The organism is Acidovorax sp. 62, assembly GCF_002754495.1.
Classification (GTDB): Bacteria; Pseudomonadota; Gammaproteobacteria; order Burkholderiales; family Burkholderiaceae_C; genus Acidovorax.
In genome coordinates this window covers 2375416-2401037 of the sequence record NZ_PEFJ01000001.1, presented here as the reverse complement: position 1 = coordinate 2401037, position 25622 = coordinate 2375416, and the positions used below count along the sequence as shown (strand labels likewise).

The following is a 25622-nucleotide window of genomic DNA, read 5'->3' as shown; positions in this document are numbered from 1 at the left end:
ATTCGTTCAACGGCGCGGCTGGGTACTGCGCATTACAACTTGGCTGCGCCGCAAGCACGGTCGCGCAAGTGCCTTGCCGCACAAGGCTCACTGTGGTGCCGCTGCGGCAGCCGGGCAAGGCCGCTGCGGTGCGCGAGTCAGCCTTCTTGACTCTCCACACCCGTTCGGGCGCAGCCTGTCGAAGCCTTGCATGGCGAGTCAACAGGCTCAGCGCGAGCCGCGTCAGGTGGGCGCGCGCCTCATGGCCTGTGACGCGGCAGTCACACCCCAAACACCAGCGCCTGGTGCGCCCCTGTGCCTGCCAGCACACCCTCAGCCGACGCCAGCGTGGCGTTGTGGCGCATCAGCGTCAGGTCGCCAGCGGCGTACACGCCGGGCACGGTGGTCATCTTGTTGGCATCGGTGCGCACATACGGGCCCATGGGGCCTTCGTCGAATGCGCAGCCCAACTGCTCGGCCAGCGGGCTGGCGGGGCGGGTGGCGCTGGCCACGTACAGCGCAGCCAGTGGCACCACACGCGCATCTTCGCCCTCGGTCGCTTGCAGGCGCACGCCCGTCAGCGCTTGGTCTGGGCCCTCCAGTGCCGCCATGTGCGCAGGCTCAATGGCAATGCCCAGCGCCAGCAGTCGCTCGTGCTCGGCGCTGTCCAGCGTCGTCTCGCCGTTCAGGAAGAGGGTGGTCGGCCCCCAGTCGGCAATCAGCTGCGCGTGCATGCCCGACTGCGGCGAGTGGTACAGCACGCCCAGCCGCTGGCCCGCAAACTCGTAGCCGTGGCAATAGGGGCAGTGCAAAACCGTGGCACCCCAGCGCTCGCGCAGGCCCGCAATCTCGGGCAAACCATCCTGCACACCAAAGGCCAACACCAGCTTGCGCGCAGCCAGTTGTTCGCCACCTTGCAGCGCCACGGCAAAGTCCTGGCCGCTGTGGGCTGCAGCGGTGGCCGACACCACCGTGCCCTGCACAAACGTTACCGAGGGGTAGGCTGCCAGCTTGCGCCGCGCCTGCGCAATCATCGCCAGCGGCGGCTCGCCGTCTTGCCCAAAAAAGCCATGCGACGCCGCCGCAAACCGGTTGCGCGGCTGGCCCGCGTCCACCACGCACACCCGCCGCCGTGCACGTGCTAGCTGCATCGCGGCCGACAGGCCCGCAAAGCTGCCGCCCACCACGATCACGTCATACGTTGTTGGGGTCGTTGTTGTCGTTGCCATGGGCAATCTCCTTGTGGCCGTGGCACCCAGCCACCATGCGTTCATGAAACTCGGCCGACAGTTGCGCCAGCGTCACCGCGCCCAGCCGCGCCAGCAGCGCTTCTTCTGCGGCTTGGTAGGCATCGGTCAGCGCGCGGTTTACCGCCTGTTCGACGATGCAGCCGGGGCTCTCGACCCGGTTGCCCACCGCCAGCAGCGTGGGCGCGCCCAGCGCCTCGTAGATGTCGCGCAGCGTGATGTCTGCCAGCGGGCACGACAGCACCCACCCGCCGCCATGCCCCTTGGCCGACGACACAAACCCCGCGTACCGCAGCCCCGCCATCAGGCGGCGCGCCACCACCGGGTTGGTCTGCATTGCCTTCGCCATCGCCTCTGAAGTGGCGGGCCCCTCCATCTCTGCCATGTGCAGCAGCGCGTGGAGAACGTTGGAAAGTCGGCTATCTCGTTTCATGCAACATTAAAAGTTGCGTGATGCTAGCATGGGTCTGGAAACTGCGCTGGCAGACGGACAGTGAACTACTGAATTGATAGCTGCCAGCGCTTATCGCATAAGCGCTAGAGGCCAATTTGGCTCAAATTCTCATGCCACGCGCCGCATACCCCGCGCACCCCGCCCGTTCGGGCTGAGCCCGTCGAAGCCATGCACCGCCGGTCAAACCCGCAGGCCAAGCGCAGCCCAAGCGCCATACCCGCCACAACCCACCGCACACCATGACCCAAACCACGGCATCCCCCTTCACCGACCCCGCCGCCGTCGCCCGCTACGCCGAAGGCCCCCGCCGCAACGTGCCCGGCTACGACAGCCTGCTGCGCATGTCGCGCATCCTGCTGGCCGAGTGCGTGCCGGCAGACGGCCGCGTGCTGGTGGTGGGCGCGGGCGGCGGGCTGGAGCTGGAAGACATGGCGCTGGCGCAACCCGGCTGGCGCTTCGACGGCGTGGACCCCAGCCAGCCCATGCTGGACTTGGCGGCGCAGCGGCTGCAGAGCGCGGGCGTGCCCGGCGACCGCGTGGCGTTGCACCACGGCTATGTGGACAGCGCGCCCGCCGGGCCGTTCGACGGCGCAACCTGCCTGCTGACGTGCCACTTCGTGTCGCGCGAGGAGCGTGTGCCGATGCTGAAAGAAATCCGCCAGCGCCTAAAACCCGGTGCACCGTTGGTGGTGGCGCATTTGAGCGTGCCTGACGGGGAGGGCGCTGACGGCGAGGGCGGGGCAGGGGAGCGCGATCTGTGGCTGTCGCGCTATGCCGCGTTTCAGGTGGCGTCTGGCGTGCCGCCAGAGCATGCTGCCAGAGCGCGAGACAAGGTGGCTGCGGAGTTGGAGGTGCTGACACCGCAGCAGGACGAGGCGTTTTTGCGCGAGGCGGGGTTCAGTGACGTGCGGATGTTTTATATGGGGTTTGCGTTCAGGGGGTGGGTGGGGTGTGCATGATCAGGATGAGAAACTGAGTTCGGCCAAGAGCACTCGGTGGCAGCTCTTCCAAGCGAACGTTCAACATAGAGCCAATCGTTGCCTTGCGCTAGGACCCAGCAATGTCAGTGGACGCCGAAGGCATCTGCCCGCTAGATTGCATCTCGTTTCCATCGCCCTCGCTGCAGAAGATGCCACCCGCGGCATATGACCCAAGTCAATGCGGCTAGGAGAAGCAGCATGACGGCTCCATTAACCAGTGGTGCTGACCAGAAGCAGTTGACGCCATAGTCCTCGCAGGTGTATTGCTTCTCCGTGCCAACTATGTCATCGCCGCCGCCCCTCTGGTCGATGCCGTCTTTTCCCTTCGAATACAGCACATAGCCGGGGAGACCTTCAATCCGGCTGTACACGTAAGGATGCCCCCAATGGTCTCTGGGAGGGACTAGGATCTGGCCTCGTTCGTAGAGCTGATCAAGATCGCTTGGCAACCCCTTGAAGTCGTGTTTGTAGAGCTGGATGGTGGTATGCACATCGCTCAACTGGAGAAGCTCCATTGTGATGATCTTCGACTCTGAAGACGAAGCACCAGGAAGCATCGCGGCCAATGCGACAGATGACGAAATGAAGAGCTTACTGAGGCGACGCATGCAATCTAGCGTAGAAATTCAGCAACCCAGCCTGCTTGGCTGGCACTGGTTCGCCGCAATGATAGGTTGAAGCTCACGGGCGCCCCCGCAACTCCACGGGCTCGGCCCAGCGGGATTGATATTTCTCTGAGTCAACGCGAAGACTTTCGGTAACGATACGAGTGACTTCCAGAGTTCCAACGATGCAAGAACCCTCCAATACCTGCAAGGTTCGGCCTTCCCAAAGACAATGGGGGTAAGTCTCGGGCGAGATCAAGTGCACTTCAACCGCCGCTGTCTCCCCTGGATGAACGAAGCCCTGTGACGGATACGTGTGCATCCCGCTACTTTGATAGTTTTCGTGCAGAGCGTGCTGGGGTCGATAGCCCGAGGTCACGGCACCGTGTGAAGTACAGAGCGTAAACAGCCCTTCAAAGTCGAATGGTCGATTCATCTGAGTGATGCGTCAACGCGATGCATCTCGCAAAAACTGCGGGAAGTGCTTGACGCGGATCCTTCTTGGAGAAGGTCTGCAGTCTAAGTTCGAGCGCGGGAGTCTGCCTCACCACTTCACCCCCCCAAACAACCGCGCAATCCCCCCCTGCAAATGCGACTCCGCCGCCTGTCTGGCTGCTGCCGCATCTTGCTGCGCAATGGCCTGCTCGATGGCCGCATGCTCCCGACACACATCGGCCAGGCGTTCGCCCTTGGGGCGACCGGCCAGGCTGCGCACCAGGCCGATGCTAAAGCGGATTTGCGGCGCCAGGGCGGCCATGGTCATGCTGAAGAAGCGGTTGCCGCAGGCCAAGGCAATGGCTTCGTGGAAGGCGATGTCTTCCTCCATGGCGTCTTGCCCCGCGTGCAGTGCGGCCTCAAAGCGCTCGCGGCAGTGGTGGATGTGGGCCATTTGCGCATCGGTGCGCACCTGGGCGGCCCGGGCGGCGGTTTCGCCCTCCATGCCGCAGCGAAATTCCAAAAACGCCCGGATGTCGGGGATGTTGCTGAGCGTGCCAAACGACAGCCGTTCGCCCTGGGGCATGACGTCGGCCACAAAGTTGCCTGAGCCTTTGCGCGTGTGAATGCGCCCCTCATCCCGCAGCCGGGCCAGCGCCTGGCGCAGCACCGGGCGCGACACGCCCAGGCGCTGGGACAAGACGGTTTCGCCAGGCAGTCGGGCGCGTGCTTCGTAGCCGGGCGTGCCCAGCAGGCCCACCAGTTCGTGTGTGCGCCGCCAGCAGATCACCGACTGGATGCAGACCGAGACCCAGCGCTGGGGCAAGCTGGTGAAGGAGCACAACATCCAGGCCCACTGAGTTTGAGCTGGGGCGGGCGAGTGCTTCTGCGCTGCACCCGCCCTGGCTGTGAGCGCCGTTGTAGATGCCACCGGGCGCATGCCATCAGCCGGTGGCTTGGTGCAATGACCTTCGTCAGACACGGTGCAAATCACCTAGGGTTTATCCTAGTCATTGAATAACGTACTAGTTAGTACATTGCATGCACTTTGACAAAACAGGGCGCTTTTCTGCGCCGGATGTGCATGACTTCCAATGTTTCCAGGTCAGCCTCAGCGGCTGGCACCGCCAGCCACAACCCACGCAAGGCGGCCCTCGCCAGCTGGATTGGCAGTGCTGTCGAGTACTACGACTTCTTCATCTACGGCACGGCCGCTGCGCTGGTGTTCGGCAAGCTGTTCTTTCCGTCGATTGACCCGCAACTGGCCAACGTGGCGGCGTTTGCCACGTTTGGCGTGGCCTACATCACCCGGCCCCTGGGGGCGGTGCTGCTGGGGCACATTGGCGACAAGTTTGGGCGCAAGAAGGTGCTCACGCTCACGCTGCTGCTCATGGGCTTTTCGACCTTCATGATTGGCGTGCTGCCCACGTATGACCAGATTGGTTTTGCCGCGCCTGCGCTGCTGGTGGTGATGCGCTTGCTGCAAGGTGTCTCGGCGGCGGGCGAGCAGGCCGGTGCCAATTCGATGACGCTGGAGCATGCGCCCGACCACCGCCGCGCCTTCTTCACCAGCTTCACGCTGTCGGGCACGCAGGCGGGGCTCATCTTGGCCACGTTGGTGTTTATTCCCATCTCGGCTTTGCCTGAGGACCAGTTGCTGGCCTGGGGCTGGCGCATTCCGTTTTTGCTGAGTGCAGTGGTGGTGGCGGTGGGCTTTTGGGTGCGCCGCACCTTGCCTGAGACGCCCGCTTTTGAAGAAGACGCCCAAGCCAAGGGCAAGGCCAAGTTGCCGGTGGTAGAGCTGTTCACCCAGCACAAGGCCCAGGTGCTGCGTGTGGTGTTTGCCGCGCTGGTGTCGGTGGTCAGCACCATCTTCAGCGTGTTCACGCTGTCGTATGCGGTCAACACCATCCACATCCCGCGCGCCACCATGCTCACGGTGCTGGTGCTGGCCAACCTGGTGGCGCTGGGCGCCATCCCGCTGTGGGCCACGCTGTCAGACCGCATTGGCCGCCGCCCGGTGTTCATCCTGGGTGCCCTGGGCTCTGCCGCGCTGATCTGGCCCTACATGTGGGCGCTGAGCACGGCCAATATTCCGCTGATTTTTGCGCTGGGCATTTTGCTGTCGGGCGTGGTGTACAGCGCCGCCAACGGTGTGTGGCCCGCCCTGTATGGCGAGATGTTTGACACCCGCGTGCGCCTGTCCGGCATGGCCATTGGCACGCAGCTGGGCTTTGCCTTGGGTGGCTTTGCGCCCACCATCAGCGCGGCCATTTTGGGCACCGGCCCCACGGGCTGGATTCCGGTGGCGGCGTTCACCACGGGCGCTGCGGTGGTGTCGGCCATCTCGGCCTTCACCGCGCGTGAAACCTATCGTGTGCCCATGGCACAGCTGGGCAAGTACGGCGCCGCATCGGCTGCCCCAACCAAATCTTCGCAACGTGGGGCACAAACCGCATGATCTCCGGCAAAACCGCACTCATCGCCCACCTGGGCTACCCCACGGAGTCGTTCAAGGCCCCGATGATCTACAACCCCTGGTTTGAAAAGCAGGGTATTGATGCGGTGGTGGTGCCCATGGGCGTCAAGCCCGATGACTACACCGCCACGCTGGCCGCGCTCTCGCGCTTTACCAACCTCAAGGGCGCCTTGGTGACCATGCCGCACAAGGTCACCACCTTGTCGCTGGCCGACGAAGTCACGCCCACGGCCCGCATTGCCGGTGCCTGCAACGCGCTGCTGCTGCGGCCCGATGGCACCTGGCTGGGCGACCAGTTTGATGGCGCGGGCTTTGTGCGGGGGCTGCTGCGCAAGGGGCGCACGCTGCGCGGGGCGCGTGTGATCGTGTCGGGCGCGGGCGGCGTGGGCTCGGCCATCGCGGCCTCTTTGGCGGCCGAAGGCGTGGCCCACATCAGCCTGTATGACACCTATGCCGCCAGCGCCGAAGGCCTGGCCGAGCGCCTGCGCGCCCACTACCCGCAGCTGGTGGTGCAGACGGGATCGAACGACCCGGCGGGTTTTGACGTGGTGGTGAACGCCACGCCGCTGGGCATGAAGGAGGGCGACCCGCTGCCCTTTGATGTGGCGCGCATCGACGCTGGTGCCATGGTGGGCGAGGTGGTGATGAAGACCGAATACACGCCGCTGCTGCAAGCCGCGCTGGCCAAGGGCTGCGGTGTGCAGGTGGGCACCGACATGCTGTTCGAGATGATTCCGGCCTACCTGGAATTCTTTGGCTATGGCACCGCCACGGCCGATGAGCTGCGCGCCGTGGCGCGCATCAAGTATTGAAGTATTGATATGCCCCCTGAGTCGCTTCGCGCCTTCCCCCTCGGGGGACGACGGCCTTTGCTGCGGGGCGGCCCTTGCTGGCCGTCCTGCGCTGGGTGGCGCGCCAGTTGCCGAGGTAGCGCGCTACTCACTGCTTAGCACGAGACCCGCCTTTTTGCTTGAAGACTTTGTTGCTGAATAGAGCTTTACCTATGCGCCGATCCATTGCCACCGTTTCCCTGAGCGGAACCCTGCGCCAGAAGCTCGAAGCCATTGCCGCTGCGCGGTTTGATGGCATTGAGCTGTTTGAGCCCGACTTCATCAGCTTCACCGGCAGCGCGCGCGAGCTGCGCCAGCAGGCGGCCGACCTGGGCCTGGGCATTGACCTGTACCAGCCGTTTCGCGACTTTGAAGGCATGCCCGACGACCTGTTTCGCCGCAGCCTGGACCGTGCCGAGCGCAAGTTCGACGTGATGCAAGAGCTGGGCTGCCCGCTGATGCTGGTGTGCTCCAACACCTCACCCGCATCGCTGGGCGATGCCGAGCGCGCTGCGGCGCAACTGCACGAGCTGGCCGAGCGCGCCAGCCGCCGCAACCTGCGCATTGGCTACGAGGCCCTGGCCTGGGGCAAGTGGGTCAACCTGTACCAACAGGCGTGGAACATCGTTGAGAAGGCCGACCACCCGCACCTGGGGCTGATTCTGGACAGCTTCCACACCCTGTCGCTGCGCGACGACCCGATGGGCATTGCCGATATTCCGGGTGAGCGCATCTTCTTTGTGCAGATGGCTGACGCACCGCTGCTGGCCATGGACGTGATCCAGTGGGCGCGCCACCACCGCAACTTTCCCGGCCAGGGGCAGCTGGATGTGGTGACGTTTTTTGAACAGGCGCTGCTGGCGGGCTACACCGGCAACCTGTCGCTCGAAATCTTCAACGATGTGTTCCGCGAAACGCCGAACCGTCGCACGGCGCTGGACGCCATGCGCTCGCTGCTGTTCTTAGAGAGCGAATGCAAGAACCGGCTGACGGCCCGTACGCAGGCCGCATCGAGCGAGGCCCGCGCCCCCGCCGCCACCCGCGCCCTGCAGCGGCTGGACCTGGCCGCACCGCCTGCCGTGCAGCCCGTGGGCGGCTTCAGCTTCATCGAGTTTGGTGTGGACGAGCCCACGGGCCAGGCGCTGGCCAGCACCTTCACCGCGCTGGGCTTTGAGCACACGGGCCGCCACCGCAGCAAGGCGGTGGATTTGTACTGCCAGGGCGATATCCAGTTCGTCATCAACACCCAGCCGGGCTCGGAGGCGCGCCAGCGCTTTGACGAGCTGGGCCCCTCGGTGTGCGCCATGGGCCTGGTCGCGCCCGACCCGGTGCAGGCCGCCAACCGCGCAGCCGCCCTGCTGTCGGCCCGGCACGTGAGCCCGCTGGGGCCGAATGAGCTGCAACTGCCCGCCATCATCTCGCCCGGCGGGGCGGTGGTGCACTTTGTGCACGCGGGCTCCACGCTCGATGTCGACTTCGTCGCCCCCGTGCCGCGCGCGCCGGTGCCTGCGCAGTGCGGCCTCACGCATGTGGACCACATGGCCCTGGCGTTGGCCAACGACCAGCTCGACACCTGGACGCTGTTTGCCCAGTCCATCCTGGGCCTGAGTGCGGGCGAGAGCCTGGAGCTGGCCGACCCGTTCGGGCTGATCCGCAGCTGCGCGCTCACCAATGCCGAGCGCAATCTGCGCCTGGTGCTCAATGTCTCCAAAAGCCAGCGCACGCGCACGGCGCAGCAGGTGCGGGCCACGGGCCGATCGGGCGGCGGCGTGCACCACATCGCGCTGGCCACGAACGACATCTTTGCCACCGTGCAGCGCCTCACGGCCCAGGGCGTGAAGTGGGTGCCCATCAGCCCCAATTACTACGACGACCTGCTGGCCCGCCTGGACCTGGGCGAGGACTTGGTGCGCCGCATGCAGGCGCTGAACATCGTGGCCGATGTGTCGCCGGGCGGCGGGCGCTTTTTGCACGCCTACACCGAGCCCTTTGCCGACCGCTTCTTCTTTGAAGTGGTGCAGCGCGAAGGCGGCTACGACGGCTATGGTGCCGTGAACGCCGCCGTGCGCATGGCTGCGCAAGAGCAGGCGCAGCACGCAGACGCGGGCCGCTGAGGGTTTGGGGGAGGGTGGGGACGGCAGTGCCTTGCTGGCCGCAGCAAGGGGCCGTCTTTCATGGAGATGCTGGATTGGGTGGATGTCTCAGAGAGGCGCATCAGCCTGTGCACCAGCCGCGGCGCTCGGGGATTGCCCCCTCTCCCCTCGCGGGAGAGGGTTGGGGAGAGGGGGGCTGCACAAGCGCTGCGCCTGTTTCACCCCCTCTCCCACCAGGGGAGAGGGAGTGAGGGCCATCGGTGATCGGTGCCTCATCAGCAAAAATGCCTGATTAGCTACTTGCCTCAGATACCACTCCATCCGTTCGGGCTGAGCCCGTCGAAGCCAGGGCTTGCCGCGTGCGTGCAAGGCTTCGACAGGCTCAGCCCGAACGGGTGGGGACGAGAAGGCGTCTGAGGCGGGTCGCCAATCAGGCAAAAATGACCGCTAGCGCTTGCAGAATAAGCGCAAGCAGCTATTGATTTGATAGTGACTTGGCAGATGGCCACAGCCGCGGCCTAGCCCCGCGCCCCTGCCGCGCAGGCGGGTGGAACGCATCTGCTCTGCCTGTTTGCGCCACCACTGCGCCTGTTCGGTGGTGCGCCGGGCGCGTAAAGTGGCAGGCGGCCGCAGGCCTTGCTCTGTGTTTGTGCCGTCCCCTACAAGCCTCCACACAACGACCCCATGACCGAATTTGTTCGCACCCGGCTGCGCGCCTTGGCGCTGTGGGGCGCCGCCCTGGCCTGCAGTGCTGCAGGGGCTGCGCCCGGCGCTGCGGATGCCGCTGGCGTCCAGCCCGTGCCCGCTGCCGCTGCGTCAACTGCTGCGCCCTCAGGCATGGCGTCGCGCGTGCTGGCCTGCGCCGCCTGCCATGGCAAAGAAGGCCGCGCCACGCCCGAGGGCTACTTCCCGCGCATCGCGGGCAAGCCTGCGGGCTACCTGGCCAACCAGTTGCTCAACTTCCGCGATGGGCGGCGCAGCTACCCGCAGATGGCTTACCTGCTGGAGCACCTGAGCGACGACTACCTGCGGGAGATGGCCGCCCACTTTGCGGCGCTGGACGTGCCGTACCCCCCGGCCCCCGCGCCCCAGGGCACGCCTGCGCAACGGGCCCAAGGCCAGGCGTTGGTGCAGCAGGGCGATGCGGCGCGCAAGATTCCGGCCTGCGTGCAGTGCCACGGTGCGGCCCTGACGGGGGTGACCCCGTCCATCCCCGGCCTGCTGGGCCTGCCGCGTGACTACCTCAACAGCCAGCTCGGCGCCTGGAAGACTGGCCAGCGCAAGGCCCATACGCCCGACTGCATGGCCGATGTGGCCCGCCAGCTCACGCCCGAGGATGTGAGTGCGGTGTCTGCCTGGCTGGCCGCGCAGCCGGTGCCCGGCCATGGCAAGCCTGCCAGCAGCCTGCCCGCAGCCATGCCTGCGCGCTGTGGCGGTGTGGCCGAAGGAGGCCGCCCATGAAACGGATGAACCTGCGGCGACTTTTGCGATGGGTGTCCGGCACCCTGGCCACGGTGGGCGTGGCGGCTGCCGCCATCGTGGCGCTGAACCTGCGCGGCGAAGCCCCTTTGCCCACGGCCGAAACCCTGCAGACCACCCCCGCGCTGGTGGCGCAGGGCGCGTACCTGGCCCGCGTGGGCAACTGCATGGCCTGCCACACCGCCCAGGGGGGCGCACCGTGGGCCGGTGGCCGGGGCATTGAGACGCCGTTTGGCGTGGTCTACAGCCCCAACCTCACGCCCGACCCAGCCACGGGCCTGGGCGCGTGGACATCGGCCGAGTTTTGGCGCGCCCTGCACCATGGGCGCAGCAAGGATGGACGCCTGCTTTATCCGGCGTTTCCGTACCCCAGCTACACGCACGTCACGCGCGAAGACTCGGACGCCCTCTACGCCTATCTGCAAAGCCTGAAGCCCGTGGCGCAGGCCAACCAGGCGCACGCGCTGCGCTTTCCGTACAGCACCCAGGCGGCGCTGGGGGTGTGGCGGGCGCTGTTCTTCGCGCCCGGTGCCCCGGCGGCGCAGGCGGCCTTTGCAATCACCACCTCATCCTCCTCCACCCCCGACTACCAGCGCGGCGCCTACCTCGTCAACGGCCTGGGCCACTGTGCGGCTTGCCATACGCCGCGCAATGCCATGGGCGCCACCAGGGACGGGCAGGCTTTGGCAGGGGGGCTGATCCCTGTGCAGAACTGGCTGGCCCCGGCGCTCACCGACCCCGCCCAGGCGGGCGTGCAGGCGTGGAGCGAGGCCGATGTGATGGCCTTGCTCCAAACCGGTGTGGCCCCGCACGGCTCGGTCATCGGCCCCATGGCCGAGGTGGTGTACCGCAGCACCCAGTATCTGAGCGATGCCGACGCCCGTGCCATGGCCGTGTACCTCAAGGCTTTGCCGCAGCAGGCCAAGGTGCCATCCGCGCCGCCAGCGCCACCCGCCGCATCGGCCATGGCGCGTGGGGCCAAGGTGTACGAAGCCCAGTGCGCCCAGTGCCACGGCGCGCAAGGGCAGGGCGCCAAGGACGAGGCGGGGCAACCCGCCTTCCCGCCCCTGGCGGGCAACCGCGCCGTGGTGCTGGCCGACCCGACCAACCTGGTGCGCGTGGTGCTGCAGGGCGGCTACCTGCCCGCCACGGCGGGCAACCCGCGCCCGCATGGCATGCCGCCCTTTCAGCACCTGCTGGGCGATGAGGATGTGGCCGCTGTGGCCACCTTTGTCAGGAGCAGCTGGGGCAACCAGGCCGCCGGTGTGGGTACCATCGAGGTTTACCGCGCCCGCGAACGGCGCAGTCCGTGATCCCGTTGTAGCCCTGGCCCTTGCCTTGCGGGCTTGAGGAGTTGAACCGATGCCCAGTCCTGCCGCCTTGCCCTTCACTTCATCCGTTGCGTCCACCACTACCGCCCAGCCCGGCGCCTTGTCGGCCGAGCCCGCTTGGCAGTTGCGCGCTGCCCTGGCGGGGCTGCGCGCGCAGTTTTTGTGATTGGGGCGGCGTGGCTCTGCCAACAGCTTTTCAGCCACCCGCACTGCGCTCAGTGTGTCTCAGGGTGTTCTGGTGGTCGCGATGTGCCGCTGAAAAAACGCCGCTACCTGCGCGTTGAAAATCTGGTGAAACGCCACCCGGTCGAATCCCGGCGCGTCGCGGCAAATCTCTGGCGCGGCCTGGGCCAGCGCGGGCGGGCAGGGTGGCAGAAAAGCATAGCGCTCCGCATCGGCCGCCACATGCCAGTCAGGCGCGCGGGGCAGGCCCTGGCGCATTGCTTCCGCACTCTGCAGCGTCACGCCACTGCCCCCCAGTGCCGAGGCCCATAACTGCACGGGCGTGATCACCTGCCCCAGCCCTTTGGCGTCGAACACGCTCAGCGGGTCCACGATGACCTCCGCCTTGATGCGCGCATCCGGTGCGGGAGTGGCGGGGATTTCATTGCGCCGGATCTCGCCACACAGGGGCCGCATGGACAGCGGCGGGAACAGGTCTGGGCGCAGCATCCAGTCTGGCTTGGCGCCCATGGCCATCAGCCCTGTGTAGCCGCCGCGCGAATAGCCAAAAAAGCCCACCTTGCCCGCATCCAGTTGTGCGTGCAGGTGCCATACGCCCAGCATGTAGTCCGTCAGCCGCCGCATGTCCACCGGCTGCGTGGCAAAGGCCGACAGGTGGCCCTGGCGGCTCAGGTCCTGAAAGTTGTCGCCCGGGTGGTGGATGGGCGCCACCACATAGCCCGCATCGGCCAGCGCAGCCGCCGTGCCGTGGTGCCCCAGGGCCGATCCGCCCGCGCCATGCGACACCACCACCAGCGGCAAGCCCTGGCCAGCTACTGCGCAGTCGCGCGTGCCCTGCAGCACCAGCGGCGCCAGGTCGATGCGGCCCGGCTGTGTGCTGCAAGGCGGCGACCACATGGCGTCGCGCAGCGCAGGCCCCTCTTTGTCCGCAGGTACCTCAATGAATGCAAAGCCAGCCGCCTGGGCCAAGGTGGCGGCGCACCCTAGCGCTGCGGCCAGCAGCAAACGAATACCCAGGCCGGAGCATGAAGTAAAACGCGTACGAACGCGCAAGCGATGCAGCGATGAAAAGGTCATGGTGATGTGCTGGCGCGGTTTTGAACCACGGAGGCTTTGCCTGCCGAGTGGGCCGCAGCTTGCGCGCAAGGGCTTCACCGATCAGCAAATCTGCATACCTCAGCCCAGCCATCTGGGTGCAGCAAAAAGCCACCCAATGCTGGGCATTGGTGCTATGTAATCAATAGCTTCTAGCGCTTTCGGGAAGCGCGGAGATGGCCAATTTGATGCAGGATTTTTCCAGCCACCGCGGTTGAAGAGGCCTCTGGGGCGGCCCCCGCCGCAACGTGCCCTGCTACCGCGGCCTGCTGCCCATGGTCCGCATCTTGTTGGCCGAACGCGTGCCCGCACACGGCTGCGTGCTGATGGTGGGCGCGGGCGGCGGGTAGGAGTCTGTCGCGTTTGGAGCGTCGGCAGCACAAACCGAAGGTTTCCTAAGAATGGGCCCCAGCGATGGTCGTTCTTGCTGTATCCCCATCGCGATAGCCCAGCCACGGTGTAATAAAGACACTGAAAAATGGACCACTGCGGTCAAGTGGTGGTCGGCGAATCCTGGTCCGCAGGGCATTGAAGGCTAGAAGGCATGGCGCAGGCGATCCCCGGCAGGCGCTTCGACGGCGTGGGCCTGAGTCGGCAGATGTCGAATTGGGCGGCGCAGCGGCTGCAGAGCTCTGGCGTGTCTGAGGACTGCGTGGCGCGGTACCGTGACCTTCTTCAGAGCACACCAGCCGGCCCGTTTGAACCACAGGGCCTGCGCTATTGGGGCTGTTCTGTGCGCGCACTGTCAAGCACTTCAATCCGAGTCCCATCCCAACGCTTGCCTGCACTATCTCGACGAGCACGCTTGCCGCAGTTCTGCACCTTGGTTTTCAAGGCAAAGGGCTGGCGCTGGCAACTTCTTGGAAGTCCTTACAAAATCGATAGATAAAAATTATCGATATTTATTTGTGATTGTTTATTTTTATTATTGTTGTTGTGGTGTCACTAGTACATACGCACTATGGCCACGAAAGTCTCCATGCGCGATGATCCCGCCTATTCAGATATTTGCTAAGTCAAATTGTTCGTTAAGTCATTGATTTTAATCACTAAATCAATGGTTTTTTGTTTCGCGGGATTGCCGTTTTTCGGTGCCTTAGTGAGCGATCAAGCATGGTTACTGGGGGTTGAACAGTCCGTTCGCCGAGCCCATTTTTGATTTGTCAGTTTTTGTTACGTTTGTTAGTCTCCGCGCCCACTCTTCTTTCAACGCTTGAGGAAATCATGCGATCACTTCTCTCCGTCCTGCCTGCTCGGCGTGCACACCGTTCTCCTGGTTCCCGAGTGATGCAGGGTGGTTTTACCCTGGTGGAATTGGCCGTTGTGCTGGCAGTCATCGGCCTGATCATCGGCGCGGTTGCCATCGGCAAAGACGTGCAGCGGAACGCCGAATACACCAAGATCAAAAACAAGTTCATCGACCAGTGGGAGCAGGCGTACAACCAGTACTACCAGCGCACCGGCGTGGTGGTGGGTGACAGCCAGACGGCTCCGCGCATCATGGTGAACGGGACTGGGTACGTGGCTGCGACCGGAGCGCCCACGTCGGGGGGCGACATGGCAACGCTGGTAGCGGCCGGCTCCGAGCCGCTCCCCGTTTGCGCTCGCAATCCTGAGGCGGGAGTCATGCGCTCTGACAGCCCCTTCACCGTGAACGTCAATGACCTTCGTGCCCACATGACACGCGCGGGTATCCGCATGCCACCGGGCCGTGCCGAGGGTCAGGAAGACCTCTACGTCTATACCGATACCAACGGCTCTCCGCAGGAAATTCAGGTGTGCTTCCAGTGGAATCGGCCAACGACGCCTGAAGGCGCAGGCAACGTCATGGTCATCGCTGGCTTGACCCCTGACTTGGCTCGCATGCTGGATCAGATGATCGACGGCAAACCCGATGCGCAAGAGGGGCGCTTCCGTCTGCGGAACGTGGCCAACGGGACCCCGAATGGGCCCGGTGTTGAGTGGTCGGCCAACAACTCTTTTGGCCGCGGCGCTGCAGCAACTACAGCCACTGGCGCGGGTAACACCCGTGACGAAGAGCAGGTCATCACCCTGACCGCCATCTACAAGATGAATCAGTAATCAGCGCGAGGGAAACAACATCATGAACCAAGTATTCAAGAACTTGACCCGTCGCCCGCGCTCTGTGCGCCAGCAGGGTTTTACGCTGGTCGAACTGGCTGTTGTGCTGGCAGTCATCGGTCTCATCATCGGCGCCGTGGCCATCGGCAAGGATGTGCAGCGTAATGCCGAGTACACCAAGATCAAGAACAAGTTCATCGACCAGTGGGAGCAGGCCTACAACCAGTACTACCAGCGCAATGGTGTGGTGTTGGGAGACAGCCAGACTGCGCCCCAGAACATGGTCAATGGCGAGCGCTTTTTGGCCGCAGGTACGCGCTCTGGTCGCGATATGACCGGTGTGACGCCACCCAATGCCATTTGCCGCGCGGCTGTAGGGCAGGGCATGGCCCGAGGATTCACCGTTGGCACGGACCCTGATCTACGCGCTTTGATGACGCGTGCTGGTATTCGCATGCCCCCCGGCCGTGCGGAAGGTCTGGAAGACCGCTATGTCTACCTGGACACCAATGGCAACCCGCAAGAAGTCCAGGTGTGCTTCCAGTGGAATGTGCCTCTGGGCAACGGATCTGCTGCGAATGCAGTGGGTGACGGCATGGGCAACGTGATGGTCATCACTGGCCTGACGCCCGACCTGGCACGCGCACTGGACCAAATGATCGACGGTAAGCCTGACGAACGTGAAGGCCGTTTCCGTCGCCAGGGCGTGTTGAACAACGCTGGCGGCACCAATGCCAATGAGCCGGGGCAGGAGTGGCAAGCCACCAACCGTGACCAGATCGGTACCACCAACAACCGTGCTTTTGACGAAGACCAGATCGCCATCGTCACGGCCATCTATCGCATGAATCAGTGATGTGGCGCGAGCCCTTCAACCATTGACTCTTTACACAACTTATTCCCCTCGTCGGAGGTTTCAATGACAAAGATGCACTCATTTCGCAGGTTGGGCCGCAAGGTTCAGCAAGGTTTCACACTGGTCGAGCTGGCCATTGTGCTGGCCGTCATCGGCCTGATCATCGGTGCCGTGGCCATTGCAAAGGATGTTCAGCGAAATGCTGAGTACCAGAAGGCGGTCAACAAGTTTGCCTATCAGTGGAAGATGGCGTACGACCAGTACTACCAGCGCACCGGCGTGGTGGTGGGTGATTGCCAGCAAGCGCCGACTTACATGGTGGATGGCTCAGAAACTTCGATCAATGGCGGCAATGCCTGCACCCGTGCTGGTTCCATGGCCGTACCCGGTATCCCCGCCAGTTTCACTGACCGTGGCCGAAAGATCTGCGCTGGCCAAGGTTATGCGGCGAACACCGTGGGTGCAGGCGATGCCACGCTGGCCACAACAGCGAATCTACGCGAACTGATGACCCGTGCCGGTGTGCGCATGCCCCCTGGCCGTGGCGAAGGTCACGAAGACCGTTTCCTCTACATCGACTCCAACGGCAACCCGGCCGAGCTGCAGGTTTGCTTCCAGTTCAATGACGCAGGCGTTGCAAGTGGTGCAGGCAACGTGATGGTGATCCGTGGCCTGACGCCAGACCTGGCACGGTTCATGGACCAGGTGATCGATGGTAAGCCGGATTCCCGCGAAGGCCGCTTCCGCATCCAGGGCCGCCCCCAGCAGACGGCATCCACCGAAGCCAATGCACCCGGCACCCAGTGGGAGGCCAACAACACGCAAGGCGTTGCCATCAATGTCGGTAGCGGCAACAGCACGCAAATGAACAACAGCGACGCGCGCTCGGCCGTGGTCAACACAGCGGGCAATGCGGGGGGCACTACAGCCGGCCGTACCTTTGATGAGGACCAGGTCATCTTGCTGACCGCCCACTGGATCATGGAGCAGTAATTGAACGGCACCCGTACGCTCAAGCTGGCCTGCCTGGCCCTGGCCACTGCCGTTCTCGGCGGTGGGGCCTGGTTGGCGCAACGCGGTCTCAAGCAACTGGCGTGGGAGCGTCAGCAATTCGCTCAGTTGCAGCAGGGGCTCGAAAGCGCCCGCAGTCTTGTGCCTGAAGTGCAGCGGCGCGAGCAACTGGTGCGTTCCATCAAAGATGTGTCGCAGCAGGTGGAGCGTATGGGCTTTGACCCATCCCAATGGGGCGAGCGCCGGTTGCGCCGGGCCGTGGCTCCGGCCACGCGGGTTGAGGCTGCCCAGTTTCTGGGTGAGCTGGGCCGTGGCGGCGCGGGGCAGATTTTTGTGGCTGATGTGTTCGAGATCGGAGCCGTGTCGCCTGAGGCCAGCCTGTTTCAGCCGCCGCTGCCTGGTGACCAAGGGCTTTTGCTTGGCGTCTCGGGCACGCTGCACTTTCAGACTCAGACGGCGGCAGTTTCGCCATCGCCGAAGGTGACACCATGAGTGCAGAACATGTGTATCGCATTGCCAGCTCGGGTTGGCTGCACTGCCGCGGACATCAGGTAGAAGAGGTTCCCGCATGGCCGCGCGTGGCGCACAGCGCGCTGGTGGTGTTGGACATGGACGATGTCTATACCGATGTCTGGCGTTTTGAAGGCAAGACCGAGTACGCCGCCGCGCTGGTGGAGAAACGGGTGCGCACGCAAGGCCTCGTTGAAGGCGCCGCCCATGTGGTGGTGCATCGTCTGCTCAAGTTGCCTGGGGGCTTTCAGGTGTTCTTCTCGGCCATCTCCCTGGATCTGTGGCAACGCTGCACGCAGTGGGCCAAGGAGCAGGACGACCATTGTCTGGTGATGATGGCGGGCGGCCTGCTGTGCGACGGTGTGGGCTCTGGCAGTGCGCGTATCGTGCTGACACAGCGGCGGCTGATGTGCTTTGCGCAGTCCGAAGAGGGCATGGTGTTCGGCTCTACCCAGGCGTTGGGATCTGGGCCTTCGGCCATGGCCAGTGCAGCCCAGGTGTTGACCAGCAATCACAGTGCCTTGCTGACGCGCCTGGGTGCCGATGCGATCGAGTGGGGCACTTTGTGGTCCGCGCAACCGGCAGACGTAGAGACTTGCTTGGCGGCTGTGCGCAGTGTGGCAGGCGGCGCGCCTATGGTGTTGAATGCGCAAGAGATGGTACTGGCGGCTGAGCGGGTGCATACGGTCATGCCAACGATGGCGCGCAAGGCGGCTGGCCGTCATGCGCTGAATCCGGGTCTGGAACGGGTTGCATGGCGTGCCGAGCGTTGGGTCGCTCCGATTACTGTGGTGACGGCGCTGGTCGGTGTAGTCCTGGCAATTGCAGGTGTGCTGCTGGGTCAACTGGCTGACCAACAACGCGACGCAGGCTTAAGTCAGCGCGCCGAGCTGGAGACGCTGCAAAGCCGAATCCAGGCGGTGTCGTCGGTCGACGCCCCACAGAAGCTGTTGCCAGTGGCCGAGTTCTCCCGCACGCTGGACGAAGGGGCGCGCCATGATCCAGTGGCATTCATGGCCGTGTTGAAGGCCGCATCCAGCAAAGACATTCGGATTCAGCGGGTGCGCTTGGAAACGACGAACTCGTTGGGCAGTGCACAACCGAGCAGAAAAGCCTTTCGTGTGGACGGAGCGGTCGCGCCCGGAGCTTCTGCTGCGGTCACGCGCTGGGTTTCGCAGATGGCCGAGGCCGGCTGGACGCTCAAGGCCGTGGATCCCACCTTCACACTGCCAGGTTCGTTCTCGTATGAGCTGGTGGCTAATGCCGCAGCACCAGGAAATGTGAAACCATGAAATACGCAGCTTTACTTCTCAATGGGCTTGCCATTCTTTTGCTCGGCTGGGGGCTGTATGGCGTTTTTCAGCTCACTCAGGCTCGCACTCCGTCGATGCGTCCCATGACCGTGGAGCTGGCGCCCTTGCCAACTGCTTTGCGGACGGATCAGGAGCGCGTTACTGAAGCTTTTGGCGCAATGTCCCGCATCCAGGCGCAGACGACGACGGCTGGCACTGATCCGCAGCGTCTGATTGCTCTTCCTGTACCGGGCTCCGATGTAGCCGGCAGTGTGCAGATGCCGCGCCGGTCGTTGTCGCTGCATTTGGATGATCTGGCATCTGAGCGGCAGTCGGTAGTGATTGACGGGCAGTTGGCTCGCCAGGGCGCTCGGCTGGATGGGGGCGGGCGCGTGGTGCAGGTTCGCCCGAGTGAGGCGGTGGTCACGGAACGTTTGGGTCGTCAGACGCTGACATTGCCTGAAGGCGATCTGCGGGTGGGTACGTTGCGCTGGCCGGATGGCTCGCTGGCGAGCATCAATACCCAAGAGTTTCGCTCCGGTCTGCTAGGCGGGCAACCCACGCCCATCAAGAGCTTGCCATGACCACGAAGGCCCGCTGGCAGCAGGCAGGCGGCGTTGACGCACGGTTCGATAGGCACCTTGCGTTGCGTGCTCCCGCCGGCTTCTCCTCATGACCAATTCAAGAAAACACGCAAGTAGCGCCAAGGACAGCGACATGAACAATCCTCCGTTTTTCAAGCCATTGGCGCTGGTATGTGCCGCCTTCGTGGTGGCTGGTTGCGCCAGCCCTTCGCCCCGCAGCGCCGCCAGCCTGCCACCGCCAGACACCTCGGCGGCAGACCAGATCCGCGAACATGCTGCGCAAGAAGCGCAGCGCTTGTTGGTGCACCAGCAGATGTTGCTGGCCGATATCAACAAGACCGCTGCGGCGCCGGTCATTGCTCCGGTGGCACCGGTGTTCGATCCCCTGGAAGGCAAGCTCATCAATGTGGCGATGTCCAGAGCCAGCATCAGCCAGATCCTGAGCGCATTCGCAGACGCAGGAAACCTGAATCTGATCGTAGATCCCAATGTGTTGAAGGGTGGCCAGCTTGCGGACATGCACTTGCGCCAGGTGACACTGCGTGAAGGCTTCAATGAGGTGCTTCGCACCTACGACGTGGCTGGCGAGTTCCGGGGCAATACGCTGCGTGTGAACCTGACCGAGGAAAAGTTCTTCTCACTGAACTTTCTCAATACCAAGACCAGCATCCAGATGGGTTCTGGCGGTAATGTGTTCGGCAGTACCAGCTCGGGCGGCGGTAGTAGCGGCGGCGGTGGCGGTGGCGGTGGATCGGGTGCGCAGCAGGGCAACTTGACCATGTCGGGCTCTGGTGGCGGCAGCACGGACCCGTACCAGGAGATCGAGACAGCGCTGAAGTCGGTACTGGGCGACGCCAATCAGGACCGTTTGGCCCAGCAGCAAATGCAGCAGCAGAACCTGACCATGACGACGCCGGGTTCTTCTTCTCCCTGGATTGGAAGCGGTGCCAACCCCACACGTCCAGCCCAGTTGCCACAGGCACCTCTGGCCACCATGACCGAGGACAGTGGCTTCACGCTGAACAAGATGACGGGCACGCTGTATGTGAAGGCCCGGCCCTCCAAGATGCGGGCGGTCGAAAAGATGCTGGCCCAGGTGCACAAGGTGCTGGGCAAGCAGGTGTATGTCGAGGCGCAGCTGATCGACGTACAACTGTCTGACAACTTCGAGTTTGGAGTGGACTGGACGTCTTTGCGCAGCCGTCTGGCTGCCGGTTTTGGCTCGTCGCCCATGCAGTTGGGTGGCAGTTCGGGCACGCTGCCGAATGCCGCCACTGGCTACCCTTCGCGGACCATTTCCATCCCTGCTGCGCTGATCGGGAGCGTGGCCGGGCCTGCGCTGGGCGTTTCCTACCAGGGCAGCAACTACGGCATCGTGATCAACGCGCTGCGTTCGTTTGGCAATCTCAAGGTCTTGTCCAACCCCAATGTGCAGGTACGCAATGGCACCCCTGCGTTGCTGTCGGTGGGCACCAGTTCGCGATATGTATCTCAGTCCGCATCGACGCAGACTGTGCCGGGCGGTGGAGCTTCCACCACATCTTCCAGCGTACAGACCGACACGGTGTTCTCCGGCGTCATGGTAGGCGTGCTGCCCATGGTGCGTGATGATGGTCGCATTGAGCTACTACTGAACCCCATGCAGAGCGATGTGGACCCTGCAAGCCTGCAGCTGGTCTCGGTAGGGGGCGATAACCTGGTCTCCCTGCCCAAGGTGAGCTACAAGGGGCTGACCACGACCTTGAACGTGGGTGATGGCGACGTGGTGGTGGTCGGGGGGTTGATCGACCAGCGCAGTTCTAACAATGATCGCGGCGCACCCGGTGTCTCCGACGTGCCGTTGCTGGGCAAGTTGTTTGGCAACGAAAACAAGGTGCACGGAAGCCGTGAACTGGTGATCGTCTTGCGGGTGCGCGTGCTATGAGCCTCATCCACGACGCGCTGAAATCCATGGATGCGCCTCAAGATTCCAAGCCTGCCATGGCAAGGGCTTCCAAGGCGGCGGTGCGTGGCCGTCCTGCATGGCTGGATGCCATGCTGGCTTTTGCCGTCGTATTAGGGGCGGGGATTTTGGGGTGGTTTGTCTGGCAAACCCAGATGAAGCCCAAGGCTCTGCCGCCGCCAATGGCTGCTGCGCCAAACCCGGTTCCTGCTCCAGCGCCGGCGCCGGTGGCGGTCACTTCGCCGGTTGCTGAAACGGCTGCGCCTGTTGCTGCGACCGCACCAGCAGTCCCTGCGCCTGCAGTCGTGCCAGCTCCCGCTGTTGCTGCGGCGGCTCCTGCGGCTGCACCAGTGCAGTCACCGACTCCCGCTCCGGCAGTTGCCGTGGAGCCTGCCGCACCCAAGACGGTTTTTGCGGCCGACCCGCGCGGTGAGACCGTTACGCCTGCAGCGGCTGCTGTGAATCGCAGCAGTACGACGCGACAGGTGCGTGGTGTCAATCGGTCCACCACGGCGGCTGCGCCTGCTGTGGCGCCAGCCCCTGCTGTGGATGATGCTCCCGTAGAGCTGCGCTTCGCCCGTTTCGTCGCCGCCATGAAAGAGTCGCGGACAGCCGATGCTGAACGTGAATTGGCCGCATTGAAGGAGCGTCTGCCCGCGGGGTCCCTGGGACTCGTGCGCGCCCAAGCCTGGTTTGACCTGCGTGCTGGCCGCGATGCAGCCGCCGCTGATGGTTATCGCACCATCCTTGAGCGCCTGCCTGGTGACGAAGAGGCTGCCATCAACTTGGCCAGCATCCAGTCGCGCCAGCAAAAGACGGAGGAAGCGCGCGCAACCCTTGATGCTGCATCGCGACTGCAACCAGATTCGGCTGCGCTGCGGGCTGCATTGGCCCAGTTCACACCCGCTGCACGCCAATGACGGCCAATTCCATCTATGCCACGCTGGGGTTGTCGCGCAATCCGTTTCCGCCGACACCGGATGCGGGTTCGTACTTCTTCACGCCGCGGCTGGAGGAGGATTTCGCGGAGATCGTGCATTGCATCGAAGCGCGCAAGGGCTTTGTTCTTCTCACCGGAGAAGTGGGGCTGGGCAAGAGCACTCTGGTGCGGCGCCTGCTGGACACCCTCAGTGGCAAGAGCTGCCACTCAGCGCTGATCCTGAACACCTTTTTGCAAGACAGCGCCCTGTTGTCCGCCATACAGTCAGACTTCGGTTTGCCGCCTTCGGACTCCGTAGAGCAGGGGCTGGCGCGACTCACACAGTTCCTGATTGCAGGACACCAGGCATGCGAGATCAGCTTGCTGGTGATCGATGATGCGCAGAACCTCAGTGTGGAATCGCTGGAGCTGGTGCGCTTGTTGTGCAATCTGGAGACCGGCCAGGAGAAGCTGTTGCAGATCCTGCTGGTCGGACAGCCTGAGCTGGAAGAGACCCTGGCGATGCCAGAGTTGCGTCAGCTCAAGAGTCGCATCATCAAACACGCTCGCCTGTCGGGTCTGCAAAAGGATGAAGTCACCCGTTATTTCGACTTTCGCGTGAACGCTGCGGGCGCAGAGGGGCGCCTCTCCATCGAACCTGCCGCAGCAGACGTTTTGCACCGCGCCACGCAGGGAAACCTGCGACGCATTCACTTGGTGCTGGACCGTTGTCTGTACGGTTTGGCGAGTACCAGGGCATCTGTGGTGACGGAATCCCTGGTTCAGCGTGCGGTGGCCGATCTGCCCGCGCTGGGGGATGAAGCTGCAGCGATTGCCAAGGTAACTGGCGGCACTCGTGGCCGCAAAGCCTGGGTGCTTGCTGGCTTGCTGGCGGGCACCACAGCAACCGTCGCCTTGGCCAGCTGGGGGTTGGCCGCCCAACCCGGCGAGCATGTGTCGCCAGCCGCCGCAGTGGTGGCAGCCCCCACCCCTGAGGTAATCCGGCCGACGGTGTCGGGCGCTGCGTCGGCGGTTCCGCTCAATGGCAGCTCTGCGGCCGCCCTAGTAGCTGCTGCACCTGCACCCAAGCCGCGGCCTTCGGCGGGGGGATCTAGGCGTGAAGCTTGCGAAAACCAGCTCAAGGCGGCGGCTGCTGCTGACGAGGTCGTGCACGTTTACCGCCTGCCCGATGGCATGGTGGACAGCCTGAAACCATCGACGCGCATGTGCCGCTTCAACGTGGACAAGGAGTCCTGGGTCGCATGGCTGGGGCGCAACAACACGCGCGACATCGAGGCCGCTGAACAGGTCACGCGCAAGGTACAGGCCAAGCTCAAGAGCATGGGCCTTCTGGACAAGCGTGAGCCGGACGACGGTTTTTTTGGTTCGAAGACTGGAGAGGCGTTTGCCCGCTTTCAACTGCAGCAGGGTCTGCCGCCAACTGGCAAACCCGACGAACTGACCTTCTTAATTCTGGAGCATCAGGATGCATCCCCCCGCTGAATCATTGCTAGAGGCCTCGGGCCAGTTGCAGCCCGCAGACCCTACGGCCGAGGATCGCCTGGCGGTGCTGCGTGACAAGAGTCCTTCCTTGGGCGCTGCATTGGTCAACGCTGGCCTTGTGTCGGCAGTCGCCATCGACTACGTGTTGCAAAAGCAGAAGATCGAGAAGGTGCCCATGGGCAACCTTCTGGTGGAGCTGGGTTTCGCAAGTGCCAATGAGGTCGCGCGTCAACTCGCTGGCCAGCGCGGGCTGCGCTTTGTCAACGCCGGCGAAATGCCAGAGCCCGATACAGCGGTAGCAGGCATCTTCAACCGATCGCTGTGCCTGACGTACGGTTTCCTGCCAGTGCGAGAAAACGACGAAGGTCTGATCGAGGTGGTGCTGGGCGACGCGCAGCCAGACACTGTGACCGAGCTTGTTCAGCGCAAGCTGGGCAAAGGTTGCCATTTCTTCCAGGGAGAGTTCGACAGCGTTGCCCAGGCCATCCAGCAGCACTATTACTTTGCCGAGCACCCGCCAGCACGACTGATCGAGAGCGAGGTCCGCAAGCTCGAAGCCGACGTGGATCGTGCCTACAGTCCTGCGCGTTTGCTGGAGCACATGCTGCACTTGGCGGTACGCGAACGGGCGACGGATATCCACTTGGCACCCACGGCGCGCAGCCGTTCTGTGTTGCTCCGTGTGGACGGAGTTTTGCGTCCCGTCTTCGCACTCTCGCCCGCCCTTGACCGCTTGGTGGTTTACGTCAAGCTGCAGGCAGACATGGACGCCAGCGAGCAGCGCCTGCCACAGGACGGAAGCTTCACAGCCCAGGTGATGGAGCACAACTTCACCATCCGTGTTTCAACGCTGATATCCGAGTTTGGCGAACGTATGGTGCTTCGATTGCTGCCCGAACGCAGCAATCTGGACAAGTTGGCGGATCTGGGATTTCTCGAAGAGGACGTCGCCATCATGGCCAAAGCGTTCTCGCGTCCGCATGGCCTCATACTCATTACGGGGCCGACAGGCTCTGGCAAGAGCACGACGCTGCACGCGGCACTGCGAATGCAGCCCCTGATCGAGCGCAACGTGCTGACTGTGGAAGACCCGGTGGAGTACCGTGTTCCTGTCGCCTGCCAGACCGAAGTGAACCGCCGTGCCGGCTATGAGTTTGCCAATGCCATGCGGCACTTTCTGCGCCACGATCCCGACATCATCTTGGTCGGAGAGATCCGGGACTCTGAAACAGCACGCGCTGCGCTCGACGCATCGTCCACAGGTCACCTGGTGCTGTCCACACTGCACGTGGGCAGCATTTTCGGTGTGATGCCTCGCCTCAAACTGCTGGGTGTGGACACCGAAACGATTGCAGAAAACCTTGTGGCGGTGATCAACCAGCGACTTGTGCGCCGCATCTGCCCGCATTGCGCCAAACCGCGCCTTGCAACCGATGATGAGCGCCACTGGCTGGGGCAGGGTGCTGCGGGTGAAATGCTGCAGGTGTTCCACGGTGCAGGCTGCCATCACTGCCGAGACACGGGTTATCTGGGCCGTCTGCCGGTGTACGAAATGCTGGTGGTCAACCGCGACCTGGCCGACGCCATTGCTTCGGACGCTACGCGCGCCGAAATGCGGCAACGCGCTCTGGCTTCGGGCATGCGTCCCATTCTGACCTTGGCCAGGCACAGGGTATTGGCGGGCGAGACAACTATGGAGGAAATCCTCCGTACGGTGGGCGAGGACTGAGCCG

Annotated in this window: 22 protein-coding genes; 17 read left to right on the top strand and 5 right to left on the bottom strand. The window is 63.8% G+C overall.

Going from position 1 to position 25622, the window contains the following annotated elements; all coding sequences use genetic code 11:
- Nucleotides 1-260: 260 nt before the first annotated feature.
- Both CLU86_RS10805 and CLU86_RS10800 read right to left on the bottom strand, forming a co-directional pair.
- On the bottom strand, nucleotides 261-1208 hold the full coding sequence (locus CLU86_RS10805; RefSeq protein WP_099741600.1) for an NAD(P)/FAD-dependent oxidoreductase: 948 nt from the start codon (nucleotides 1206-1208) through the stop codon (nucleotides 261-263).
- The gene (locus tag CLU86_RS10800; protein ID WP_099741599.1) at nucleotides 1174-1659 is read right to left on the bottom strand and encodes an Rrf2 family transcriptional regulator; all 486 of its coding nucleotides are present in this window, start codon (nucleotides 1657-1659) and stop codon (nucleotides 1174-1176) included. The genes CLU86_RS10805 and CLU86_RS10800 overlap by 35 nt, the downstream gene beginning before the upstream one ends.
- Nucleotides 1660-1919: 260 nt before the next feature.
- Between CLU86_RS10800 and CLU86_RS10795 the strand changes: the two genes are divergently transcribed.
- Nucleotides 1920-2639: a class I SAM-dependent methyltransferase gene (locus CLU86_RS10795; RefSeq protein WP_099741598.1), complete on the top strand. Its 720-nt coding sequence runs from the start codon at nucleotides 1920-1922 to the stop codon at nucleotides 2637-2639.
- Between the two features lie 131 nt (nucleotides 2640-2770).
- On the opposite strand, the gene CLU86_RS10790 is transcribed toward CLU86_RS10795, so the two are convergent.
- Complete coding sequence (locus CLU86_RS10790) at nucleotides 2771-3268, bottom strand: hypothetical protein (protein WP_143226700.1); 498 nt, start codon at nucleotides 3266-3268, stop codon at nucleotides 2771-2773.
- 541 nt (nucleotides 3269-3809) lie between these two features.
- Nucleotides 3810-4547 carry a FadR/GntR family transcriptional regulator gene (locus CLU86_RS10785; RefSeq protein WP_158236324.1) on the bottom strand — a complete coding sequence of 246 codons (738 nt, stop codon included), beginning with the start codon at nucleotides 4545-4547 and terminating at the stop codon, nucleotides 3810-3812.
- A 237-nt stretch (nucleotides 4548-4784) separates the two neighbouring features.
- On the opposite strand from CLU86_RS10785, the gene CLU86_RS10780 reads away from it, so the two are divergent.
- The 6 genes from CLU86_RS10780 (at nucleotide 4785) to CLU86_RS23210 (ending at nucleotide 12078) form a co-directional block, all read left to right on the top strand.
- The gene (locus CLU86_RS10780; RefSeq protein WP_199175114.1) at nucleotides 4785-6161 is read left to right on the top strand and encodes an MFS transporter; all 1377 of its coding nucleotides are present in this window, start codon (nucleotides 4785-4787) and stop codon (nucleotides 6159-6161) included.
- Nucleotides 6158-6991 carry a shikimate dehydrogenase gene (locus CLU86_RS10775; RefSeq protein WP_099656018.1) on the top strand — a complete coding sequence of 278 codons (834 nt, stop codon included), beginning with the start codon at nucleotides 6158-6160 and terminating at the stop codon, nucleotides 6989-6991. Before CLU86_RS10780 ends, CLU86_RS10775 begins: the two co-directional genes overlap by 4 nt.
- Nucleotides 6992-7182: 191 nt before the next feature.
- Complete coding sequence (locus tag CLU86_RS10765) at nucleotides 7183-9123, top strand: bifunctional sugar phosphate isomerase/epimerase/4-hydroxyphenylpyruvate dioxygenase family protein (protein ID WP_099741594.1); 1941 nt, start codon at nucleotides 7183-7185, stop codon at nucleotides 9121-9123.
- A gap of 663 nt (nucleotides 9124-9786) precedes the next feature.
- Nucleotides 9787-10563 (top strand): c-type cytochrome, encoded by a 777-nt coding sequence (locus CLU86_RS10760; protein WP_099741593.1) that lies wholly within the window; start codon nucleotides 9787-9789, stop codon nucleotides 10561-10563.
- Between the two features lie 5 nt (nucleotides 10564-10568).
- A complete protein-coding gene (locus CLU86_RS10755) occupies nucleotides 10569-11894 on the top strand; it encodes a cytochrome c (RefSeq protein WP_199175190.1) in 1326 nt (441 codons plus the stop codon).
- Nucleotides 11895-11943: 49 nt separating this feature from the next.
- Entirely contained in the window at nucleotides 11944-12078 is a 135-nt protein-coding gene (locus CLU86_RS23210) for a hypothetical protein (RefSeq protein ID WP_255408845.1), read from the top strand.
- 59 nt (nucleotides 12079-12137) lie between these two features.
- On the opposite strand, the gene CLU86_RS10750 is transcribed toward CLU86_RS23210, so the two are convergent.
- Entirely contained in the window at nucleotides 12138-13172 is a 1035-nt protein-coding gene (locus tag CLU86_RS10750) for a dienelactone hydrolase (RefSeq protein WP_233194945.1), read from the bottom strand.
- Between the two features lie 1242 nt (nucleotides 13173-14414).
- Here CLU86_RS10750 and CLU86_RS10740 point away from each other — a divergent pair.
- The 10 genes from CLU86_RS10740 (at nucleotide 14415) to CLU86_RS10695 (ending at nucleotide 25618) form a co-directional block, all read left to right on the top strand.
- Nucleotides 14415-15272, top strand: a complete 858-nt coding sequence (locus CLU86_RS10740) for a type II secretion system protein (RefSeq protein WP_099743510.1) — start codon at nucleotides 14415-14417, stop codon at nucleotides 15270-15272.
- Between the two features lie 22 nt (nucleotides 15273-15294).
- Nucleotides 15295-16128: a type II secretion system protein gene (locus CLU86_RS10735; protein ID WP_099741592.1), complete on the top strand. Its 834-nt coding sequence runs from the start codon at nucleotides 15295-15297 to the stop codon at nucleotides 16126-16128.
- 63 nt (nucleotides 16129-16191) lie between these two features.
- On the top strand, nucleotides 16192-17121 hold the full coding sequence (locus CLU86_RS10730; RefSeq protein ID WP_099741591.1) for a type II secretion system protein: 930 nt from the start codon (nucleotides 16192-16194) through the stop codon (nucleotides 17119-17121).
- A complete protein-coding gene (locus CLU86_RS10725) occupies nucleotides 17122-17631 on the top strand; it encodes a hypothetical protein (protein ID WP_099741590.1) in 510 nt (169 codons plus the stop codon).
- Nucleotides 17628-18941, top strand: coding sequence for a hypothetical protein (locus CLU86_RS10720; protein WP_099741589.1), 1314 nt, complete (start codon nucleotides 17628-17630; stop codon nucleotides 18939-18941). The genes CLU86_RS10725 and CLU86_RS10720 overlap by 4 nt, the downstream gene beginning before the upstream one ends.
- Nucleotides 18938-19525, top strand: coding sequence for a hypothetical protein (locus tag CLU86_RS10715; protein ID WP_099741588.1), 588 nt, complete (start codon nucleotides 18938-18940; stop codon nucleotides 19523-19525). Before CLU86_RS10720 ends, CLU86_RS10715 begins: the two co-directional genes overlap by 4 nt.
- Before the next feature lie 133 nt (nucleotides 19526-19658).
- Nucleotides 19659-21449, top strand: coding sequence for a pilus (MSHA type) biogenesis protein MshL (gene mshL, locus CLU86_RS10710; RefSeq protein ID WP_099741587.1), 1791 nt, complete (start codon nucleotides 19659-19661; stop codon nucleotides 21447-21449).
- A gap of 401 nt (nucleotides 21450-21850) precedes the next feature.
- Nucleotides 21851-22387: a tetratricopeptide repeat protein gene (locus CLU86_RS10705; protein WP_143226698.1), complete on the top strand. Its 537-nt coding sequence runs from the start codon at nucleotides 21851-21853 to the stop codon at nucleotides 22385-22387.
- Nucleotides 22384-23889, top strand: coding sequence for an ExeA family protein (locus tag CLU86_RS10700; protein ID WP_099741585.1), 1506 nt, complete (start codon nucleotides 22384-22386; stop codon nucleotides 23887-23889). Before CLU86_RS10705 ends, CLU86_RS10700 begins: the two co-directional genes overlap by 4 nt.
- An 88-nt stretch (nucleotides 23890-23977) precedes the next feature.
- Nucleotides 23978-25618, top strand: coding sequence for a GspE/PulE family protein (locus tag CLU86_RS10695; RefSeq protein WP_233194939.1), 1641 nt, complete (start codon nucleotides 23978-23980; stop codon nucleotides 25616-25618).
- Nucleotides 25619-25622 lie beyond the last annotated feature (4 nt).

Excerpts from the sequence above, each read along its gene's own strand:
- CLU86_RS10805 (WP_099741600.1), bottom strand. The coding sequence starts at position 1,208 with ATGGCAACGACAACAACGACCCCAACAACGTATGACGTGATCGTGGTG.
- CLU86_RS10800 (WP_099741599.1), bottom strand. The coding sequence starts at position 1,659 with ATGAAACGAGATAGCCGACTTTCCAACGTTCTCCACGCGCTGCTGCAC.
- CLU86_RS10795 (WP_099741598.1), top strand. The coding sequence starts at position 1,920 with ATGACCCAAACCACGGCATCCCCCTTCACCGACCCCGCCGCCGTCGCC.
- CLU86_RS10790 (WP_143226700.1), bottom strand. The coding sequence starts at position 3,268 with ATGCGTCGCCTCAGTAAGCTCTTCATTTCGTCATCTGTCGCATTGGCC.
- CLU86_RS10785 (WP_158236324.1), bottom strand. The coding sequence starts at position 4,547 with ATGTTGTGCTCCTTCACCAGCTTGCCCCAGCGCTGGGTCTCGGTCTGC.
- CLU86_RS10780 (WP_199175114.1), top strand. The coding sequence starts at position 4,785 with ATGACTTCCAATGTTTCCAGGTCAGCCTCAGCGGCTGGCACCGCCAGC.
- CLU86_RS10775 (WP_099656018.1), top strand. The coding sequence starts at position 6,158 with ATGATCTCCGGCAAAACCGCACTCATCGCCCACCTGGGCTACCCCACG.
- CLU86_RS10765 (WP_099741594.1), top strand. The coding sequence starts at position 7,183 with ATGCGCCGATCCATTGCCACCGTTTCCCTGAGCGGAACCCTGCGCCAG.
- CLU86_RS10760 (WP_099741593.1), top strand. The coding sequence starts at position 9,787 with ATGACCGAATTTGTTCGCACCCGGCTGCGCGCCTTGGCGCTGTGGGGC.
- CLU86_RS10755 (WP_199175190.1), top strand. The coding sequence starts at position 10,569 with ATGAACCTGCGGCGACTTTTGCGATGGGTGTCCGGCACCCTGGCCACG.
- CLU86_RS23210 (WP_255408845.1), top strand. The coding sequence starts at position 11,944 with ATGCCCAGTCCTGCCGCCTTGCCCTTCACTTCATCCGTTGCGTCCACC.
- CLU86_RS10750 (WP_233194945.1), bottom strand. The coding sequence starts at position 13,172 with ATGACCTTTTCATCGCTGCATCGCTTGCGCGTTCGTACGCGTTTTACT.
- CLU86_RS10740 (WP_099743510.1), top strand. The coding sequence starts at position 14,415 with ATGCGATCACTTCTCTCCGTCCTGCCTGCTCGGCGTGCACACCGTTCT.
- CLU86_RS10735 (WP_099741592.1), top strand. The coding sequence starts at position 15,295 with ATGAACCAAGTATTCAAGAACTTGACCCGTCGCCCGCGCTCTGTGCGC.
- CLU86_RS10730 (WP_099741591.1), top strand. The coding sequence starts at position 16,192 with ATGACAAAGATGCACTCATTTCGCAGGTTGGGCCGCAAGGTTCAGCAA.
- CLU86_RS10720 (WP_099741589.1), top strand. The coding sequence starts at position 17,628 with ATGAGTGCAGAACATGTGTATCGCATTGCCAGCTCGGGTTGGCTGCAC.
- CLU86_RS10715 (WP_099741588.1), top strand. The coding sequence starts at position 18,938 with ATGAAATACGCAGCTTTACTTCTCAATGGGCTTGCCATTCTTTTGCTC.
- mshL (WP_099741587.1), top strand. The coding sequence starts at position 19,659 with ATGAACAATCCTCCGTTTTTCAAGCCATTGGCGCTGGTATGTGCCGCC.
- CLU86_RS10700 (WP_099741585.1), top strand. The coding sequence starts at position 22,384 with ATGACGGCCAATTCCATCTATGCCACGCTGGGGTTGTCGCGCAATCCG.